We start from the raw sequence: 17,968 nt of genomic DNA on the forward strand, positions 1-17,968 counted from the left end.
AAAGATTTGGATTGCAGACAGAAGCCCAGCATGCGACCTACAATCTAGAGTTGAGGGAATTTGTTATGCGATCTAGTAAAATATGCTCTTACATTATTTGTAGTTTAGTGCTGATCTTTTTTTAAGGAATGAATATGCGGTTTCTTTTAGCCATATCGATAGCTTTTTTCTTATCAACAACGACTGGAAAATCTGAAACTCCACTTACGGAAATGCGTATTTCCGATCTTATTTCAACCTGCGCTGAGATAATCGAACGTGATGGTGATGTGGCTATTTATGCCAGAGAACTATTCAGCAGAAGCCGCTTTAATGTTGGCGTTCAAAACGAAGAGAATGGGAAACGATGCCTCGAAACAGCCTTTGGTGGTGCCTTCAAGTTTGAAGATGGTAGGTTTGTGCCAGGTAAATACAACGATTTGGAAGCAGGCAGACAAGAAACCTTAAGGGGGCGGTTCTGTGAACTTAAAGACTTAATCGAAGAAACTGCGCAGACCATCAAATTAGCTAAGGATGCTGAGCAAGATCGACGTGCTGAAACCTTAAATGCAACCATTGAAGCCTGTAACGAATGGTTCGTAACGGACGAAATAGGCGCAATTACAAATGATGTTTGCAATAGTATCTTTACTTCAGGGGGGCTTCCAAATTCTGAAATCGCCGGGCCTACTGCATCAGAATTATTGCTGGCGCAGTTGATCAACAGAAGCGCCATCATTGAACTCGAAACGCTGACAGAACCTGACCTTATTCCCTTAATGGCGATTGCAGAGTTTGATGCTAGTACTAAACTAGGCAACGATAACTTTGACTGTCAGTAGTGTTATTACCAAATCTACGCGCATCCATTATCCGCAGGTGCAAGGCTGTAAGCCATCAAGGTAAAGTAGTTCTAGCAAATATGCCCTTCTGAGGCTCTCAGAGCACTCGCTAAGAACAGCCCTGCAGGCCAAAACTCATGGGTCAATGTTCAGTATTCGGAAAAACAATTGGCTTCTTTGAGAGTGATGAAAATGGACCCTGTCGGGAATAAGTTAAAGGGCAAGCTGACACTGCTGAAGCCAGATCAGAAAATACAAACACTAAACTTTATTAGAAATTTTCGACGTTCTGACAGTTCTTCTGGATAGCGTTTTTTAGGATGGAAACACATGGCAAAATGCGCAGGATGCGGAAAAAAAATTGGCTTTCTGGAGGCAGGTTCAAACGGCTTCTGCTCTACCTGTGCTTACCTAGAAAGCCTAGAGCCAGAGGTCGTTGAACAAATCAATCTAAAGGCAGAGATTGAAGCAGACGTAGACGCCATCCTGCTCACCACAGAAACAGTCCCCAACCTGAACATCACCAAGCGTATTGAGATCGTATCCGCCGAGTGTGCTTTCGGCATGAACGTCTTCAAAGACCTGTTTGCGGGGGTCAGAGACATTGTTGGTGGACGTTCTGAGGCAGTCCAAAAGACCATGCGGGATTCCCGGAAGGCAGCACTCTACGAACTCAAGCGTGAGGCCTATGAGGTTGGTGCTAATGCTGTGGTTGGGGTCGATTTGGACTACGTGGAGTTGTCGTCTGCAGGTTCTATGGTGATGCTTGTGGCTTCTGGAACGGCTGTTGTGATTGAGGTGCAAGCGAATGAATGAAGGTGTTGTATATGTCCTTATTAATGATGCCTTCGATGGTTTCGTGAAAATCGGCAAAACCATTAACCTTGAACAACGTCTGAGACAGTTAGACAACACCAGCGTTCCTCTTCCATTTCGCTGTGTGTATGCTGTTAGCGTCCCAGATATGGATACGATTGAGCGCCTTGCACATGGCGCATTTGCTGACCATCGAACCCGCTCGAATAGGGAATTTTTTGAGGTTGATCCGTCACGAGTTATCGCTGCACTCCAGATGACTGGTGGGGTGGAGGTTACGCCCAAAGACGACATTGCCGCTGATGAGGAAGGTCTCGCGTCATTAAAAAAGCAAAAGAGACAACGAGCCTTTACTCTTTATCAAGCTGGACTGAAAGATGGTGATGAACTCTCATATTTGAAGGATGAGAGCATTAAGGCAGTAGTAATTGGATCAAAGAAAGTAATTTTTGAGGGACAGGAAGAGAGCCTCAGTAGCAGTGCGCTCAAGTTGCTTCATCGGGATGGTTATAACTGGCAGCAAGCTAATGGTTGGTCATATTGGACCTACGAAGATGAGACCATGGCCGAACGTCTAAAACGAATTCTAGAAACAGATGACGAAGGCTAGACTAACAGCGGACTGCAACAACTAAGTCAATCAGTCCTGCGTAATCGCTCGGCTAACGAGTATGCGGGGTACATTCCGAAACATAGTTGTATCCTAACGAATGGCGCTGATGGAACCATCGTAAACAACGATAGACAAACTGCATTGGATTTCACCGAAAGAAATGAAGCAATGCTGGATACAGACGCTTAATGAGTATTGAACGACACAAGATTCGAGTGAAATCTTGGTAAGATCGAGCAGCGTTCTGACGCTCAACGTGGGTGGTAAACGTGGGTGGCTAAATAATGCACGCACCGCCCAAGCATCTGATATAATATCAAAAAATCAAGTATAGGTTGAATGGCGGAGACGAAGGGATTCGAACCCTCGAGACGATTCCTCGCCTACTCCCTTAGCAGGGGAGCGCCTTCGACCACTCGGCCACGTCTCCGCTGACCCGTGTAGCGATAGGTGCATGGTAGGACAAGAGGCAAAACGTGACCACGAGAGGCGAACGGTCCGAAACAACCTCACTCGCGACATCAAGCGGACTTTCGAATATTTTCAAGGGGATTCATTTTTTGCTCTGTCACGGCTAAAATACCCAAAACGACAAACAAATTGAGCAGCCTCGAAGACCGGCGAACGAACGGTACCATTACAAATGGCGACAATGAACACAGGATTGGGAGGCCCAGCAGGCTATGGCGAAAACGTCTTTTCGTCGTCGACGCTGACGGCTGGGAATCTCGACGACGGTAGTATTCTTGTCGATGTCACGTCTGTCTTTGGACCATCGGGTATTTCATTCTTCGGCACGAGCTATACCGGGATTTACATCAATACCAATGGGTTGATCACATTTGACGGGCCGGAGACTGCCTTTACACCAGTGGGCATCGATGGTTTCACCTCTCCTGCCATTGCGCCCTTTTGGTCAGACGTGAACATCAATGATGGCGGTGAGATTTACTGGGACTTAGACCCAACCGCTGGCACTTTTACGATCACTTGGTTGGATGTCGCGCCGTACACCGGGACGGGAACAAATTCATTCCAGGTTGTTCTCACGGATACTGGCGGAGGCGATTTCTCGGTCGAGTTCATCTATGAAGACATCCAATGGACCAACGGTTTCACCGGCGACGCCACGGTTGGATACACAGACGGCGGAACCAACGACACTGTTCTGCCGGGTTCGGGCGATCCTGCGGCGCTCATAAACTACCCGACGACCGACTTCGGAAACGGTGATCCGAACGGGACGTGGGAATCCGACGTTATCGGCGGCACCATCGTTGTGTCTGACGGAACGGTCAGCGGTACCGCCGGCGATGACATCATCGACGCATCCTACGATGGCGATCCAGAGAACGACTTCGTGGATGGCGGCGACGGGACGGGGCCAAATCGCAACGAAGACATCATTGATGCAGGTGCCGGGAATGACACGGTCTTTGCCGGCGATGAGAACGATACTGTTTTTGGCCGCGGTGGCGATGATACGATTTTCGGTGGCACTGGTGCTGATAATATTCGCGGGAATGCTGGCAACGATGTGATCCATGTCGCGGAAGGCGACATTGCCCGAGGAGGGCGCGGCGACGATACATTTTTGGTGACGGACCTTGGTGAATCTGGCGCATCGACCATCACTGTAATCGGCGGCGAGACAGGGGAAAGCGCTGGCGATACCCTCGATTTCCAAGGCCTAACGCCCTTTGGCGGCATTACGTTTACAAACACAGACGATGCGGCAGGTGGATTGAGCGGTTTTGCGACGCTCACAGATGGGACAGTTCTAACCTTTTCGCAGATTGAAAACATCATCATCTGCTTCACGGCTGGAACGTCTATTTCAACTCCGAATGGGCCGAGGCCAATTGAAACCTTACGGCCCGGAGATCTTGTTTTGACGCTGGATAATGGGCCGCAGCCTTTGCGGTGGATCGGGATGAGGACGGTTCCGGCTGAAGGCAAACTGGCGCCGGTTCGGTTTGAGGCTGGAGCCATTGGGAATACGAAAGACCTGCTCGTTTCACCGCAACACCGCATGCTCTATCAAGGCAGCCGGTCGGAATTGCTGTTCAGCCATAGCGAGGTTTTAATCCCAGCCAAACATCTGATCAATGGAGAGACGATCACGCAAGAGGTCGGAAAATCAGTCGCTTACGTTCACATCATGTTTGACGAACACCAAGTTGTCTTCGCCGAAGATGCGCCATCAGAGAGCTTCTTTCCCGGCGAAACAGGGCTTGATGCTGTGGGGTCGACAGAGCGGGAAGAACTATTTCACATCTTCCCGGACCTGCGCAGCCTGCCTGCCACATACGGCCCCCTCGCCCGCCCGTCTTTGCGGGGATTTGAGGCGGAGTTATTGGGGGTCGGCGGGTAGCCTCAAATCACCCAAAACCCTCTAAAATCATGTACACCAGCTATACACAAGGCGTACATACAGCGTACATACAACAGACACCTCACCGCTTGGATCCATATTCCAGATAGATGCGGCTCAAATCAATTTGCAAGGCTCCATTGCCGAGGGGATTGGCCGTACATCCGCTTAAAGTCCCGACTAAACTGAGAGGCACTTACGTACCCTACATCCGTGGCTGCCTGGTTGACAGGGTACCCTTCGGCGATCCGCATGGCGGCCGAATTCAATCGCATAGATTTGACGAATTGTATGGGCGACATCGTGGTCGCATCCTTAAATTTGCGATGAAACACCGCGCGGCTCATATGCGCACGTCCGGCCAAATCATCGATCGATAAAGGCCGGTCCAAATTCGAGGATACATGCGCGATCGAACGTGCGATCGCATTGCCGACGCCAAAAGAGTCACGCACGAATTGACCGGCATCACCTTTAAGGATCGCATAGTACAACTCTCGCACACGAACATCTGCGAGAACCGCTGCATCCATTTCATTGCTCAAGAGCGAAAGAAGTCGCAACAAAGCATCTGAAAACCGTTCGTCCCATCGAGAGAGTCCAATGGCTCGATAGGATGGACCACCATCCGTTCTTATTCCTGGGTTACCGGCGTTCTCCATCTCAAGCGAGAGCTCATTCATAATGCGCGCGTTGAGCGAGATGAAGACACCGTACAAGGGCGCCTCTAGGGATGCCTTTGGTGTCCCTGCCTTCAGCGGCAACGACGTTGGGCAGCAAAGATATTGGGACTTGTCATAGACAAATCGCTTACCATCCAAAACGGCTTCCTTTGATCCACTGACGATCGCTATCACGCTGGGATCATAGACAGCTGGTACGCACGGCAAAGCCTCCGTCGCGCGAAAAAGCTGCACACCCGGCAGGCCCGTTTCGGTCAGGCCGTCCTGATGAATGAAGGGCTCGATATGATTTCTGATTTGGTCTTGTAACATAGCTCAAACTTGCCCAAGAGCATCAAGAATTTCAAGGTCAACGATATAATCAGGCAAGCAATCAGGACAATTTGATCTATTTTGTTCCTTCGTAGAGATTAAAATACAAATCGACGAAATCACGAAGCTCGCGCAAACCTCTTGTTAGCGCGATCATGGAGAGAGACGATGACAGACACGACCTTTGGCCCAAACGGTTGGACACCCGAACGTTTAAACGACCAATCAGGAAAGACATACCTGATCACAGGGGCAAATGCTGGTGCAGGCTTTCAGGCCGCACGCATCCTCCTCGGGAAGGGCGCGAAGGTCGTTATGTTGAACCGAAGCCATGAGAAATCCGAGGCGGCTGTGGCAGAGCTAAAAACCGAATTCGGGCAAGACACAGATGTCAGTTTTGTCCGAATGGACCTATCCGACCTTTCAAGTGTTCGGAACGCTGCCGAGATCGTGCTTGAAACTGTTCCTGAGATTGATGCCCTGATCTGCAACGCTGCTATTGCCCAGGTCCCGACTCAAAAGCTGACCGTTGATGGCTTTGAAAGCCAGTTGGGTACGAACCACTATGGCCATTTCCTTTTATGCGGGATGCTCTTTGATCGACTTGAGGCGAGCGGCGGCCGGATCGTGGTCGCGGCAAGCCTTGGCTACAACATGGGCATCAAGACTATCCAATTCGACGATATGAATTGGGACAAGAATTACAGCGCTAATCCAGTCTACAGCCAAAGTAAGTTGGCCCAGATGATGTTTGCCTATGAACTACAGGACCGACTGAAATCGACGGAGCGCAAGGTTGAAGTTTACGTGTGCCACCCGGGATCGTCGGCTACGTCACTCATCTCAACAAGCGGTGGGATGATCACACGTATCTTGTTCCAACTGATGTCCCTTTCTCCTATGGTCCAATCCGCCGAAAAGGGCGCCTTTCCTGAAGTGATGTGTGCAACAGAAGAGGGCTTGGAACAGCGCGCGATTTACGGGCCAACAGGCCGGATGGAGTTCGTGGGCCCTGTCGGCAAAGGTACGCTGAATGCCCATGCATACGACAAAGCTGTAATGACCCGCTTGTGGGATGTGTCTGAAAAGGCAACTGGCTTCAGTTGGAAGATCTAGAAGTTCCGTTCGAGGTCTGACGCCGCTAGGTGTTATGCAAGAAATGCATCACATCGCCGTCTTTCACGAGATACGCCTTGCCCTCGGCCCGCATCTTGCCCGCTTCCTTGGCGCCCTGCTCGCCCCCGCACGCAACATAGTCATCAAACGCAATCGTCTCGGCACGGATGAACCCGCGTTCGAAATCGCCGTGGATGACCCCGGCGGCTTGAGGGGCAAAAGTACCTTCTTTGATCGTCCATGCGCGGGATTCGGTGGGGCCGCATGTGAAGTAGGTTTGAAGGTTCAACAGGTCGTATCCGGCGCGGATCAAGCGGTCCAAGCCCGCTTCTTCTAGGCCCATCTCGCCCAAGAACATCTCTGCCTCGTCGTCTTCAAGCTGGCTGATTTCTTCCTCAATGCGGGCGGAGATCACGACGTGGCTGTTGCCTTCTGCTGCGGCCATTTCGGCCACGCGGGCGGATTGGCTGTTGCCGGTGCCTGCTGAATCCTCTTCGACGTTGCAAACATAAAGAACCGGTTTCGTGGTCAACAGCTGAAGCATATTCCATGCCTTCTGATCCTCGGCGTCGACCTCAACCGTGCGGGCGGGTTGGCCGTTTTCCAAGGCCTCTTGCGCGCGTTCCATTAGCTTCTGCTGCAGCACGGCTTCTTTGTCGCCGCCACGTACTTTACGGACGATGTTTTGCAGGCGCTTTTCGATGCTCTCAAGATCGGCAAGCATCAGTTCCGTTTCGATCACCTGCGCGTCGGCAACTGGATCAACGCGGCCCTCGACGTGCGTGATGTCATCGTCTTCAAAGCAGCGCAGGACGTGGGCGATGGCGTCGACCTCGCGGATGTTGGCAAGGAACTGGTTGCCGAGGCCTTCACCTTGGCTCGCGCCTTTCACGAGGCCTGCGATGTCAACGAAGGTCATTCGCGCGGGGATCTTGTTTTTGGAGTTCGCCACCTCGGCCAATTTGTCGAGGCGAGCGTCGGGAACGGAGACCTCACCCACGTTGGGTTCGATGGTGCAGAACGGGAAATTCGCAGCCTGAGCGGCAGCGGTTTTGGTCAACGCGTTGAACAGGGTCGATTTGCCGACGTTTGGCAGACCGACGATACCCATTTTGAAACCCATGATGGCTCTCCTTTAATCACTCGCTGCAGATAGTTCGGGCGGGCCGGTATCGCAAGCGTTAACCCCACTCGGCCGGGTCGAGAGCGAGGAGTTCGGAGAATTGCGCATAAAGGGCCGGTTCTTCCCGCCTGAACGCGTTGGGTTTTTCGAAGAACGTGACGATGGCTTCCGCAAAAAATTCCTCATGACCCGTTGCCCCGTATGGGTCGATCAGAGTCTTGCGACCGTGTTCGACGCGCGCCACATGCGCACCAAAGGCATCGAGCATCGCTTTCTCCCATGCCTCATAGGCCTGACCTTTGCGTAAGACGGGGATGCCGTTGGTGCTGCCTGTTAGCTCGTCCAACTGATGGGTGAATTCGTGAATCACGACGTTATGGCCGTCATGATCATCCAAGCCCCCTTGTAACGCGTGGGGCCACGACAGGATCACCGGCCCGCGCGCCCAACTTTCACCAAGTACGATGTTGTCTTGCTCGCTCACCACATAGCCGTCACGGCGTTGGTGGCGCGAATGGAAGGCGGTAGGGTAGATCAGAACGGTGCGTAGTGTGTCGTACCAAGACGGGCTATTGACCACCAAGAGGCAGGCTTGCGCTGCGATGGAAAGCTTCATCTCTTCTGTGATTTCGATCCCATTGCCGTGAAACGTGATTTGATCGAGGAAGAGGTTCATTTTTCCTTCGAGAGCGGGCCGCAATTCCTCTGGCAGATGGTGAGTAATGGGCACCAGCTTATCAACGATCTGACGCTGCTCTGCGGTGAGTGGTGTGGCGAGCAATTTATTGCGTCTGCTTTGCCGCTGAAACCAGCGGTACAGGAAGACGGCTAAGACGATCAGCGGGAGGGCGATGAAAAAGAGATAAAACATAAGGTCTATGTATTGGGTTCGCTACCAAATTGGGAGAGGGAACCGGCGTTTGCCCCTCGCATTTTCACCTGACCCATTGATTTTCCCGCCCGCCTACGTCAAACCGCGTTGAGCATTTAGCCAGGGGATCACGATGAGCCGGATTGACGCCAAATTTGCAGAACTGCGCGCCGCAGGGAAAAAGGCTTTTGTGGCCTATGTGATGGCAGGCGACACGGACTATGACACCGGGTTTGAGGTGATGCAGGGTCTCCCTGCAGCAGGAGTTGATATCATCGAATTGGGGATGCCGTTTACGGACCCAATGGCCGATGGCTCAACGATCCAATTGGCGGGGCAGCGCGCGCTGGAAGGCGGCATGACCTTAGAGATGACGCTGCAATATGCGCGGGATTTCCGCAAATCTGACGACACCACGCCGATTGTGATGATGGGATACTACAACCCGATCTATTCGCGAGGCGTGGATGCGTTTTTGACAGATGCCAAAGAGGCAGGAATTGACGGCTTGATTGTGGTCGACCTGCCGCCAGAAGAAGATGATGAGCTATGCATTCCAGCGCAGGCCGCGGGGATCAACTTTATCCGTTTGGCCACACCGACGACCGATGACAAACGCCTGCCCACGGTTCTGCAGAATACGTCTGGTTTTGTGTATTACGTGTCGATGACCGGGATTACAGGCACAGCGGACGTCCAAAGTGATGAGGTGGCACCAGAGGTCGCACGGATCAAGGCGGCCACAAACCTTCCTGTGATCGTTGGTTTCGGGATCAAGACACCCGCCGATGCGAAGGCCGTGGCAAGTGTGTCTGATGGCGCGGTTGTTGGATCGGCCATCGTCGCAAAGATTGGTGCGGGGGAGCCTGTGCCGGACGTCCTTGGCTTCGTGGGCGAGTTGGCAGACGGGGCGCATAGCGACTGATCAAGGTGCATCTCTTGCCTTGTCCATCGTCTCGCGCAGCTTGATGAGGAACGGTAGCGCGGCTTTGAAGTTCTCTGGATCAAACTGACCCAAAACCCGTTGGAAATCGGGAATGAGGCTGACGATTGCAGCTTCCCGCACATCGCGCCCCGCCTGCGTGATTGCGATGATTTTGGATCGAGCATCTTCGGGGTTGGTCGCCATATCAATCAAGCCACGCTTTTGTAAGACAGCCAATGTATGAGACATTGACGTCTTGGGGACTTGGAACGCTTTAGCGATCTGCAATGGTGTTCTACCGTCACCCAATCTCACCAAGTGGTTCAAGACCCCAAAGTGAGGTGCGATCAGCCCCTCAGGCAGGTGAGCCTCCAACTGTGTGCGGCTCAACTGCTCAATTATTCCGATCTCGTTGAAAAAAGCGAAAATGGGGCCGAAGTCTTCTGGCTTCATGTGATGATTTTGTTCTCCAATGTCCATCGCGGGCTGGCGGCAACTTTCGGACCATAGCCCACGCGCGCCAACATTTGCACAGTTTCGCCTTGCGGGGCCAGTCGGTTGTGGATCGCGGCGTATTCCTCGGCCATTTCAGGGTATTCCTGCAGCGCTTGCGACATCGGCTGCATGGCAAGATCAAGTGGGGTGACCGCAAGGTTCATCCGAAGCCAATCGCGCCCGGCATTGATTTGATCTGTACGCGTGTTTGTCTGCGTCGTTAGCCAGACGAATCCCATCGCAGTCATTGAGTTGTTGGTTATGTAATCAATCCCTCCGGAATAGACTTGCGACGCGGGATCAAGTGCGGCTTCGCGGCTGAGGAACCCAGCGCTGCGCGCGGTTTCAAAAAGGGGCCCGCTGAAGTCAATTCCGTCCGGATTTGCATCGACTTCTTTGCGGCCAATACGAAACAAGTCGAAGCTTTCCTTGTAGGTGTGCGGCGTTTCTGTTTCAATCAAACGGGCGCGAAGCGACAGCGCCCTGAGTTCGTCGATGTCATCCGGATCGACGGTTCCTCCGGCTGAGCCGCCGTTGATGACAACATCCGCAACAGTGGCCAAGGTGCCAGCGGCGACGGGGCGCGTCAGGTCATAGGGTTCTTTGGTTGACCGACGCTCCATCACATATTGAAACAACGGATCGGGGTCACCTGCCCCGGCGTTCAACGTCACGCGCGCGATTGGGCGGAGGTCTAATGCCTCTGGATTGCTACCGTCTGGGAAAAGATCGAAGGCTACACCATAGCCTTCTTGCGCCGCAGCCATACGCAGAAGTTCAAGGAAACACCCAAGGCCGATTGTGATTTGGCGGCTGTACGGATCGGTGTGCGGCAATAGGCGATCGAGGTCGGCGAACAATGTGATTTCATTGTCTGTCGATAGGTCGACCATCCAAGGTTGGCGATTATGGGGATTAGGGGCGAGCAAAGCATAGCTTAAGACATTCCGGCGTACATCGTCGTATTGGCCTGCGAGCTTCCATGGTTTGAGGGCAACCTCCAGCGGGCGGGTCACGTGGTATCCAAAACCTGCGCCGGCCGCGATGACGGTGCCTCCCCCGATAATGCCGAGCATTTTTCTACGCGTCAGTTCCATTTTGATCTCCATTAATACGATTTCGCACTATAATATTAGTTCGATATCGTATTATTGAAGATATTTTTCCTCCATTGCGAATTTTTGCGCTTATTGGTAAGCAATCCTAACCAATATTGCCCTGAAAGACTTGAACTATGCCTATCATCACCAACATCGACGATCTCAAGCGGCTTCATAAGCGGCGCGCGCCAAAGATGTTTTTTGACTACGCGGAGTCAGGCAGTTGGACGGAGCAGACGTTTAGAGAGAACACTTCTGACTTTGACAAAATCCGATTTCGGCAACGTGTTGCTGTCGACATGACGAACCGGACCACCAAGGGTTCGCTGCTTGGAACCGATTACGAAATGCCGGTGGCCTTAGCTCCTGTCGGGTTGACCGGAATGCAAAATGCGGACGGTGAGATTAAAGCGGCGCGGGCGGCTGAGAAATTTGGCGTACCCTATTGCCTCTCAACGATGTCGATTTGCTCAATTGAAGACATTCGCCAGAACACCAGTGCGCCGTTCTGGTTCCAGCTATATGTAATGCGTGACGAGGACTTCGTCGACAACATTATCCAACGGGCGAAGAATGCGGGATGTTCAGCGTTGGTGATCACTGTCGATCTGCAAATTCTTGGGCAGCGCCATAAGGATTTGAAGAATGGGTTGACGGCTCCGCCGAAGCTGACACCAAAGACACTTCTCAACCTCTCGACCAAATGGAGTTGGGGATTAGAGATGCTCGGCACACACCGGCGCACGTTCCGCAACATTGTTGGACATGCCAAGAGCGTCGAGAATATGAGTTCGTTACACTCTTGGACCGCTGAACAGTTTGATCCAGCCTTGAACTGGGAAACCATTGCGAAGCTGAAGGAAAACTGGGGCGGCAAGGTCATCATTAAGGGTATCTTGGACCCAGAAGATGCGAAAGAGGCGGTCAAAGCAGGGGCGGATGCGATCATCGTTTCTAACCACGGCGGGCGGCAGTTGGATGGTGCGTTGTCTTCGATCCGTATGCTGCCGAAGATCGTCGAGGCCGTCGGTGGTCAGATTGAGATCCATTTGGACAGCGGTATTCGTTCTGGGCAGGACGTGTTGAAGGCTTTGGCGATGGGGGCTGATGGCGTGATGATCGGGCGGGCTTACATCTATGGCCTTGGTGCGATGGGAGAGAAAGGTGTGACCACCGCTTTGGACATCATTCAGAAAGAACTCGACACGACGATGGCGTTGTGTGGGAAGCGGAACATCAGCGACATTGATCGAGATATTCTTTTGGTACCTGAGGATTTCGAGGGGCGTTGGACCTGACGCTACGCCGCCGCCGTTGTCGAGGCCGCACCAATTTTAGGTAGTCGTGCGGCAATGAGAACAAGTGGTACGGCGCATAGGATCACGCCCGCCACGCAGAGGAATGCGATCCGTAAACCGAAAGCTTCGGAAACGAGGCCCATCAGCATTGGCGCGAAGAAGAAACCGGAGAACCCGATCACAGCGACACGGCTGATGGCTTCGGTTCGCAGATGCGGGCGCACCAGATGTCCCACCATTGAAATGCCGATCGGGCCGATGACGGAAACGCCCAAGCCAAAGATCCCAAACCCGATCTGAGCGACAAGCGGCGTCCCAGCCAACGCCGCGAGGATCGCCCCTGAGGCTGCAATAATCGACCCGCCTATCACGACAGTCACATCGCTGAGGCGTTCAGAGACAGCTTGCCCTGAGAAACGGCCAAACGCCATCGTGAAACCAAGCATCGCCGGACCAAGCGCGCCTTCTTTCGCGCCGCCGCCCAAGGTGCGTTCGATGTGCAGAGCGGACCATGCTTCGACCGTGGCCTCTGTCATGAAGGCGGAAAGTGTGATCAGGCCGCAGATCACGATTGGCCAGAGAGGATACCTTGCGGCTTTGGCCTCTTCATCCGCGTCAACAACAGCCACGTCCATACGCATAAACGGCACGAGCAGAATGCAGAAACACGCGAAGCCTGCGACTATGTAGGTTGGCGATAGTCCCGCTTCTCTCGCAAATCCGGTGATCAAGGCAGAGGCCCCATAGGCCACGGAAAACATGGCGTGATTGGCGTTCATCAGAGGCCTATCGTATTTTGCCTCCAACTCGCTAACGCGGGCGTTCATGACGACATCCAACAGGCCAGAAGCCATGCCAACAGCACCCATCAAAAGGCCGAACATAACCGGCACGGTCGCTTGCGCTGGCAAAAACCAAGCGAGAGACAGCGCAACAATGCCAAATCGCATCGAGTTCGCGCCCAAGATTTTGTCCGCTCGAGGAGCAAGGAACATCGAAGAGACAAGTCCTAGCGCTGACCCCAGCAATAGTGTTCCGAAAACAGCGTCATTGACGCCAAGGTTCGCCTTGTAGACTGGAACCAAAGCAGCAAAGCAGCCCCAGAAAACTCCGACCACTACAAACGCCACAACGGGACGGCGAGAGATATATAAAGCGTTAAGGACTGTCATCGCAGTAAGCGGTGACAGTCCTTAGCAGCCAAAGCAAGTTCTTTTTCGAAGGGTGAACGGTAGCGCGTTTCGTGAGTGCTTAGGTGACCCTTTGTTCCAATACGTGACGCGATGCGATCACGATTGCCCTATCAACTGCTTCGACCAATTCTTGCGCCTCAAGTTCTTCGGCATCCAAACTCACGTAGCCCAAGAGTCGGATTAACCCGAAGAGCATGTGGTCTTTTTCCTTAAAAAATGCCGTTCCATCATAGACCGTCATCTATTTTCCCGCCGTTCCCCATAAGACATGTTAACAGTTACTTTACCGCTTGCAGCAAACAATCGATTGATTATAATTCTTCAATGGAAAATTTCGATGTATTGAGGTTAGACGGGCACTCGCTAAGCGTTTTCCTTTCGGTGTGCGAAACTGGATCCATCAGCAAGACAGCCGTTGCCTACGATTTGAACCAATCAACGATTAGCCATACGATTGATAAAGTTCGTGCGGCTGTGGGAGATCCCCTTTTCGTTAAAGCAGGCCGAGGCATCGTCCCAACAGAAGCCGCATTGAGTTTGGTGCCAAGAGTTGAACGCTTGGTGGCAGAAATTCAGGGTCTGGCCATTCCAGAAAGTTACGATCCAAGAAAAGATAACCAGCCTTTCGCATTGGGAATACAGACACCTGCCCAATTACACGACGTGAAGTTGCTTCAAGTAAAACTAGCCAAAATAGCGCCAAACGTCCGGTTGGAGATGAAGCGCGCGGTTCCACAAAACCACATTGCACAAATGCTTCAGGAAAAAGAGATCGACATTTCATTTGTGATTAATGGCCATGCCCGATCACCTTTCCTGAATAGGACACCATACGGTCAAGATGAACTGGTCGTCTTTTATGACCCTAAAGTTCGCGGACCTATAGAATCTGTGGAAGACTATGCAGAGGCAACACATGGGGTGGTCAATTTCGGAGGCAATTCAAAGACACAGATCGACATTGCTTTTGAAAAGCTTGGACGCGAACGCAAAATTGCGTTGGTTGCGCCAACTACATCCATGTTAGGCAATCTTCTCGCGGGCACACCAGCCATAGCAACCATGCCCAGTCGGTGGGCGTCGACGGTTTCTCGCGATCTGACCTTTTGCAAAGCACCGATCGATTTGCCACCAATCTATTACGATATTGCGTGGCACCGGAGAAACGAACATTCAGGTCGCATCATCTGGCTCAGGAACCTTTTGGACGAGGTTGGTCGCGAACTTTACGGTGAAGCCGCGCACGCGCAGAAAAATCCTTAACTGCCTCTATTTTACCCCTTCCCAAGCGAGATGATTCCCCCTAAAGGACGAGCTTCATCAGGTCGGACACCCTTGGAGGCCGGCCGCTACATTATAGGAATACGACTATGGCTGATAAGATCCCTGATCTTCACGCCACGGTACGCGCGGGGACAGGCAAGGGGGCCGCTCGCGCAGCTCGCCGCGCCGGCGACGTACCTGGCATTGTATATGGTGGTGGTGCTGACCCACTTCCGATCAACGTAAACTTCGACAAATTGCTGACACGCCTGCGCAAGGGTGGCTTTATGTCCACGCTTTACAACCTCAAGGTTGAAGGCCACGACGACGTCCGCGTGATCTGCCGCGGCGTTCAGCGTCACGTTGTTAAAGATCTGCCAACGCACATCGACCTGATGCGCCTGAAGCGGACAACACGCGTGAAGTTGATGATCCCTGTAAACTTCCTCAACCAAGACACATGCCCAGGCATCAAGAAGGGCGGCGTTCTGACTGTTGTTCGCCCTGAAGTGGAACTAGAAGTTCTTGCAGGTGATATCCCTGAGGCAATCGATGTCGAACTGGCTGAAGCGCAGATCGGTGACACACTGTCCATCAGCAGCGTGACATTGCCAGAAGGTGCAAAACCGACAGTCGACCGTGACTTCGTTATTGCGAACATCCAGCCGCCGAAGAACGCGATTGCGGATGATGAAGACGCAGCCGAAGAAGGTGGTGAAGAGGCTGCTGAAGGCGGTGCAGAAGAAGAAGCTGCGGAAGAGTAATCTCTTACCTCTAGCGAATTTAAGCGGGGCCTAGCTGGCCCCGTTTTTTTGTGCCCGACCGTATGTGAAACGCCGCAGGACCCATTCGAAGGGTCCAAGTCGGAATTTCAGCCGCCAGAGGCTCAAGGCCATGATCAAAGCAATCGTTACCGATACAGCGATGAGTTCGGCTGTCGCCAGACCGACCTGTTCCCATAGGCCCAAGCCATAAGGCGCGAAAATCAAGCTCAACAGGATCGACTGGCCAAGGTAGATACTCAAACTTGATCCTCCTACTGCGAGGAGCTTTTGCGTGATCGGTCCGGGATGTCGAGATAACTGCGCGATCAGTCCAAGGTAGCCAAGCGTGGCCAGCGGTGCAGCGGCGGCAACTATGAATTGGCCAACGGTCATATCCCCCCAAACGGTCATACCAGCACCGATGAGGCTGAGGGCGACGCTCGGGATCAGTGCGATCGACCGGGCCTTGGCCCAAATTGGGTGATCTGGTTGGTCGATGATGCCAGCTTTGACCGCTGCAAGGCCAAGGCAGAACCATCCAAGTGCGGCGATCCCTTGGATAAAGATCAGAAGGAAAACGACTATGGCGAACGATACGGATCGGAACAGGAAAACATCGAAGAAGCTTCCTTCAGTCATGACCACAGCTTCGAGATCTAGAAACTCCTGTGGAATACCGCCCTCGCCTAGCATCAAGAGGGATCCGATACCAACTGAGGCAACCAACAGGATTGTGCCCATCCGCGTCAAACGTCGGACAGACCAATTTCGCATCAAATACAAAAGGCTGCCCATCAAACCGTAGATGAAGAGAATATCGCCATAGAAGAAAAGAGTGCCGTGTAGAAACCCAAGGATCAGCAAACCGATCATGCGCCGCCGATATAGTGGACCAAAGTCGATGGACCGACGTTCAGCTGAGGCCATCAGAAATCCGAGGCCGACGCCAAACATGAACGAAAAGAGGCCATAGCTTTTGAGCGTCGCCAGTCCTTCAACCAGAAATTTTGTAATCTGATCTGCAATCGACACGGCCGGAGCCGTCTCATCAGAAATGGAAATGGAGTAGGCGAAGAACTGGACGTTTACAACCACGATCCCGAACAGAGCGATCAGGCGCAAATAGTCGGGCATGAGTGCGCGATCGGGATTCATTTAAAGCCACTCCTAAAGCAATTCCCTCTGGCATTTGATGCGGCGAGGATTGAAACACTTCTGCGAAGCTAGCGGCAGCGGGCTCGAATAACACAACAGTAACTGGTGACTGGCTCGAAGCCAACCATAATCATTGCCCTAGGACGCGCGTTGGAAAGACGTCGCCAGATGATCAAAGACCATTCGAATACGCGGACTGCTTTTGAGCTCTTTGTGTGCTGCAAGCCAAACTGGCATGCTGCCGATATCAATCTCGGAGGCAAAATGGACGAGATTGGGATCCCTTTTGCCCAGCTCTACTTGCATCATGCCAAGACCATAACCGGCACGAACCATATTCCAACATACAACTTGGTCGTCAGACCGAAAGGCAAAGTCGTCACGATCGACTTTCATCCCCAAAGCGCGCATGCCATCAAGGATGAGAGAGCTTCGATCATAGCCAATGACGTCAAAGGACATGAAGTTATCAACAGTTATCGTGTCCTTGCCCGCCATATAGTCGCGGTGGGCAAAGATCCCGAGTTTGAGTTCGGCGACTTTACGAATGAACAGATCAGACTGCCTTGGCCGATACATGCGGACAGCAATATCAGCCTCACGACGGATCAGGTTTTGTGAGGTGTCCGACGCCACCACTTCGTAGGCGAGATGCGGCGTCTTCCTGCGAAGTTCGGTGAGTATGTCTGGCAAAAGGTAGGTCGCAACAATTTGGCTGGCCGAAATGCGAACAGTTCCTGACAAATCATCGGCTTCTTCCTCTCCCTTGCGAGAGATGCGCCCAGCCGTGTCGGCCATCGAGCGCACCTCTTGAAAAAGCTGTTCGCCTTTCACCGTGAGCGCCATTCCTTCGCGCGTCCGGTCAAACAAGCGATCACCTAAGAGATCTTCCAAGGTAGATAGGTGCCTGCTCAACGTCGGTTGGCTTACGCCAACTTCTCGTGCAGCAGCGGAGAGTGATCCATGTTCGGCTATTGCCGCCATGGATTGCAGGAGTTGCCAAGGAACCTTGCCATTCATAATTGAATATCTCGATTTATATTTCG

18 protein-coding genes and 1 tRNA gene are annotated in these 17,968 nt (G+C 52.6%); 9 read left to right on the plus strand and 10 right to left on the minus strand.

Translation table 11 applies throughout. The annotated features are described in order from the left end of the window. Positions 1 to 134: 134 nt before the first annotated feature. The 3 genes from BUA85_RS08190 (at position 135) to BUA85_RS08200 (ending at position 2,247) form a co-directional block, all read left to right on the plus strand. Positions 135 to 821, plus strand: a complete 687-nt coding sequence (locus tag BUA85_RS08190) for a hypothetical protein (protein WP_131802781.1) — start codon at positions 135 to 137, stop codon at positions 819 to 821. 330 nt (positions 822 to 1,151) lie between these two features. Next, the gene (locus BUA85_RS08195; RefSeq protein ID WP_072900482.1) at positions 1,152 to 1,637 is read left to right on the plus strand and encodes a YbjQ family protein; all 486 of its coding nucleotides are present in this window, start codon (positions 1,152 to 1,154) and stop codon (positions 1,635 to 1,637) included. Beyond that, positions 1,630 to 2,247 carry a GIY-YIG nuclease family protein gene (locus tag BUA85_RS08200; protein WP_072900483.1) on the plus strand — a complete coding sequence of 206 codons (618 nt, stop codon included), beginning with the start codon at positions 1,630 to 1,632 and terminating at the stop codon, positions 2,245 to 2,247. Before BUA85_RS08195 ends, BUA85_RS08200 begins: the two co-directional genes overlap by 8 nt. Positions 2,248 to 2,590: 343 nt before the next feature. On the opposite strand, the gene BUA85_RS08205 is transcribed toward BUA85_RS08200, so the two are convergent. Continuing rightward, a tRNA-Ser gene (locus BUA85_RS08205) sits at positions 2,591 to 2,680 on the minus strand. Between the two features lie 222 nt (positions 2,681 to 2,902). Here BUA85_RS08205 and BUA85_RS08210 point away from each other — a divergent pair. Further along, complete coding sequence (locus BUA85_RS08210) at positions 2,903 to 4,624, plus strand: Hint domain-containing protein (RefSeq protein WP_165611598.1); 1,722 nt, start codon at positions 2,903 to 2,905, stop codon at positions 4,622 to 4,624. Positions 4,625 to 4,746: 122 nt separating this feature from the next. On the opposite strand, the gene BUA85_RS08215 is transcribed toward BUA85_RS08210, so the two are convergent. After that, positions 4,747 to 5,619 carry an AraC family transcriptional regulator gene (locus BUA85_RS08215; RefSeq protein ID WP_072900485.1) on the minus strand — a complete coding sequence of 291 codons (873 nt, stop codon included), beginning with the start codon at positions 5,617 to 5,619 and terminating at the stop codon, positions 4,747 to 4,749. A gap of 168 nt (positions 5,620 to 5,787) precedes the next feature. Between BUA85_RS08215 and BUA85_RS08220 the strand changes: the two genes are divergently transcribed. Beyond that, positions 5,788 to 6,735: an SDR family oxidoreductase gene (locus tag BUA85_RS08220; protein WP_072900486.1), complete on the plus strand. Its 948-nt coding sequence runs from the start codon at positions 5,788 to 5,790 to the stop codon at positions 6,733 to 6,735. Positions 6,736 to 6,760: 25 nt separating this feature from the next. Here BUA85_RS08220 and ychF read toward each other — a convergent pair whose 3' ends face one another. Both ychF and BUA85_RS08230 read right to left on the minus strand, forming a co-directional pair. Further along, the gene (gene ychF, locus BUA85_RS08225; RefSeq protein ID WP_072900487.1) at positions 6,761 to 7,858 is read right to left on the minus strand and encodes a redox-regulated ATPase YchF; all 1,098 of its coding nucleotides are present in this window, start codon (positions 7,856 to 7,858) and stop codon (positions 6,761 to 6,763) included. Between the two features lie 58 nt (positions 7,859 to 7,916). After that, positions 7,917 to 8,729, minus strand: coding sequence for a M90 family metallopeptidase (locus BUA85_RS08230; RefSeq protein WP_072900488.1), 813 nt, complete (start codon positions 8,727 to 8,729; stop codon positions 7,917 to 7,919). A gap of 133 nt (positions 8,730 to 8,862) precedes the next feature. On the opposite strand from BUA85_RS08230, the gene trpA reads away from it, so the two are divergent. After that, positions 8,863 to 9,654, plus strand: a complete 792-nt coding sequence (gene trpA, locus BUA85_RS08235; protein ID WP_072900489.1) for a tryptophan synthase subunit alpha — start codon at positions 8,863 to 8,865, stop codon at positions 9,652 to 9,654. Here trpA and BUA85_RS08240 read toward each other — a convergent pair whose 3' ends face one another. Together BUA85_RS08240 and BUA85_RS08245 are read right to left on the minus strand one after the other, a co-directional pair. Further along, positions 9,655 to 10,107: a MarR family winged helix-turn-helix transcriptional regulator gene (locus tag BUA85_RS08240; RefSeq protein WP_072900490.1), complete on the minus strand. Its 453-nt coding sequence runs from the start codon at positions 10,105 to 10,107 to the stop codon at positions 9,655 to 9,657. Continuing rightward, entirely contained in the window at positions 10,104 to 11,246 is a 1,143-nt protein-coding gene (locus BUA85_RS08245) for an Acg family FMN-binding oxidoreductase (RefSeq protein WP_242649027.1), read from the minus strand. The genes BUA85_RS08240 and BUA85_RS08245 overlap by 4 nt, the downstream gene beginning before the upstream one ends. Positions 11,247 to 11,383: 137 nt before the next feature. Between BUA85_RS08245 and BUA85_RS08250 the strand changes: the two genes are divergently transcribed. After that, entirely contained in the window at positions 11,384 to 12,547 is a 1,164-nt protein-coding gene (locus tag BUA85_RS08250) for an alpha-hydroxy acid oxidase (protein ID WP_072900491.1), read from the plus strand. A gap of 2 nt (positions 12,548 to 12,549) precedes the next feature. On the opposite strand, the gene BUA85_RS08255 is transcribed toward BUA85_RS08250, so the two are convergent. Continuing rightward, a complete protein-coding gene (locus tag BUA85_RS08255) occupies positions 12,550 to 13,719 on the minus strand; it encodes an MFS transporter (protein WP_072900492.1) in 1,170 nt (389 codons plus the stop codon). Between the two features lie 79 nt (positions 13,720 to 13,798). Further along, positions 13,799 to 13,981 carry a hypothetical protein gene (locus BUA85_RS16780; protein ID WP_072900493.1) on the minus strand — a complete coding sequence of 61 codons (183 nt, stop codon included), beginning with the start codon at positions 13,979 to 13,981 and terminating at the stop codon, positions 13,799 to 13,801. Between the two features lie 83 nt (positions 13,982 to 14,064). Here BUA85_RS16780 and BUA85_RS08265 point away from each other — a divergent pair, with 83 nt between their 5' ends. Both BUA85_RS08265 and BUA85_RS08270 read left to right on the plus strand, forming a co-directional pair. Further along, entirely contained in the window at positions 14,065 to 15,003 is a 939-nt protein-coding gene (locus tag BUA85_RS08265) for a LysR family transcriptional regulator (RefSeq protein ID WP_072900494.1), read from the plus strand. Positions 15,004 to 15,110: 107 nt separating this feature from the next. Next, positions 15,111 to 15,767: a 50S ribosomal protein L25/general stress protein Ctc gene (locus tag BUA85_RS08270; protein ID WP_072900495.1), complete on the plus strand. Its 657-nt coding sequence runs from the start codon at positions 15,111 to 15,113 to the stop codon at positions 15,765 to 15,767. Between the two features lie 30 nt (positions 15,768 to 15,797). On the opposite strand, the gene BUA85_RS08275 is transcribed toward BUA85_RS08270, so the two are convergent. Together BUA85_RS08275 and BUA85_RS08280 are read right to left on the minus strand one after the other, a co-directional pair. Continuing rightward, entirely contained in the window at positions 15,798 to 16,922 is a 1,125-nt protein-coding gene (locus tag BUA85_RS08275; protein WP_072900496.1) for a DUF418 domain-containing protein, read from the minus strand. A gap of 138 nt (positions 16,923 to 17,060) precedes the next feature. Further along, positions 17,061 to 17,942: a LysR family transcriptional regulator gene (locus BUA85_RS08280; protein ID WP_072900497.1), complete on the minus strand. Its 882-nt coding sequence runs from the start codon at positions 17,940 to 17,942 to the stop codon at positions 17,061 to 17,063. Positions 17,943 to 17,968 lie beyond the last annotated feature (26 nt).

Origin of the sequence: Cognatiyoonia sediminum (assembly GCF_900129845.1) — a bacterium.
In the GTDB taxonomy this organism is placed as follows: Bacteria; Pseudomonadota; Alphaproteobacteria; order Rhodobacterales; family Rhodobacteraceae; genus Cognatiyoonia; species Cognatiyoonia sediminum.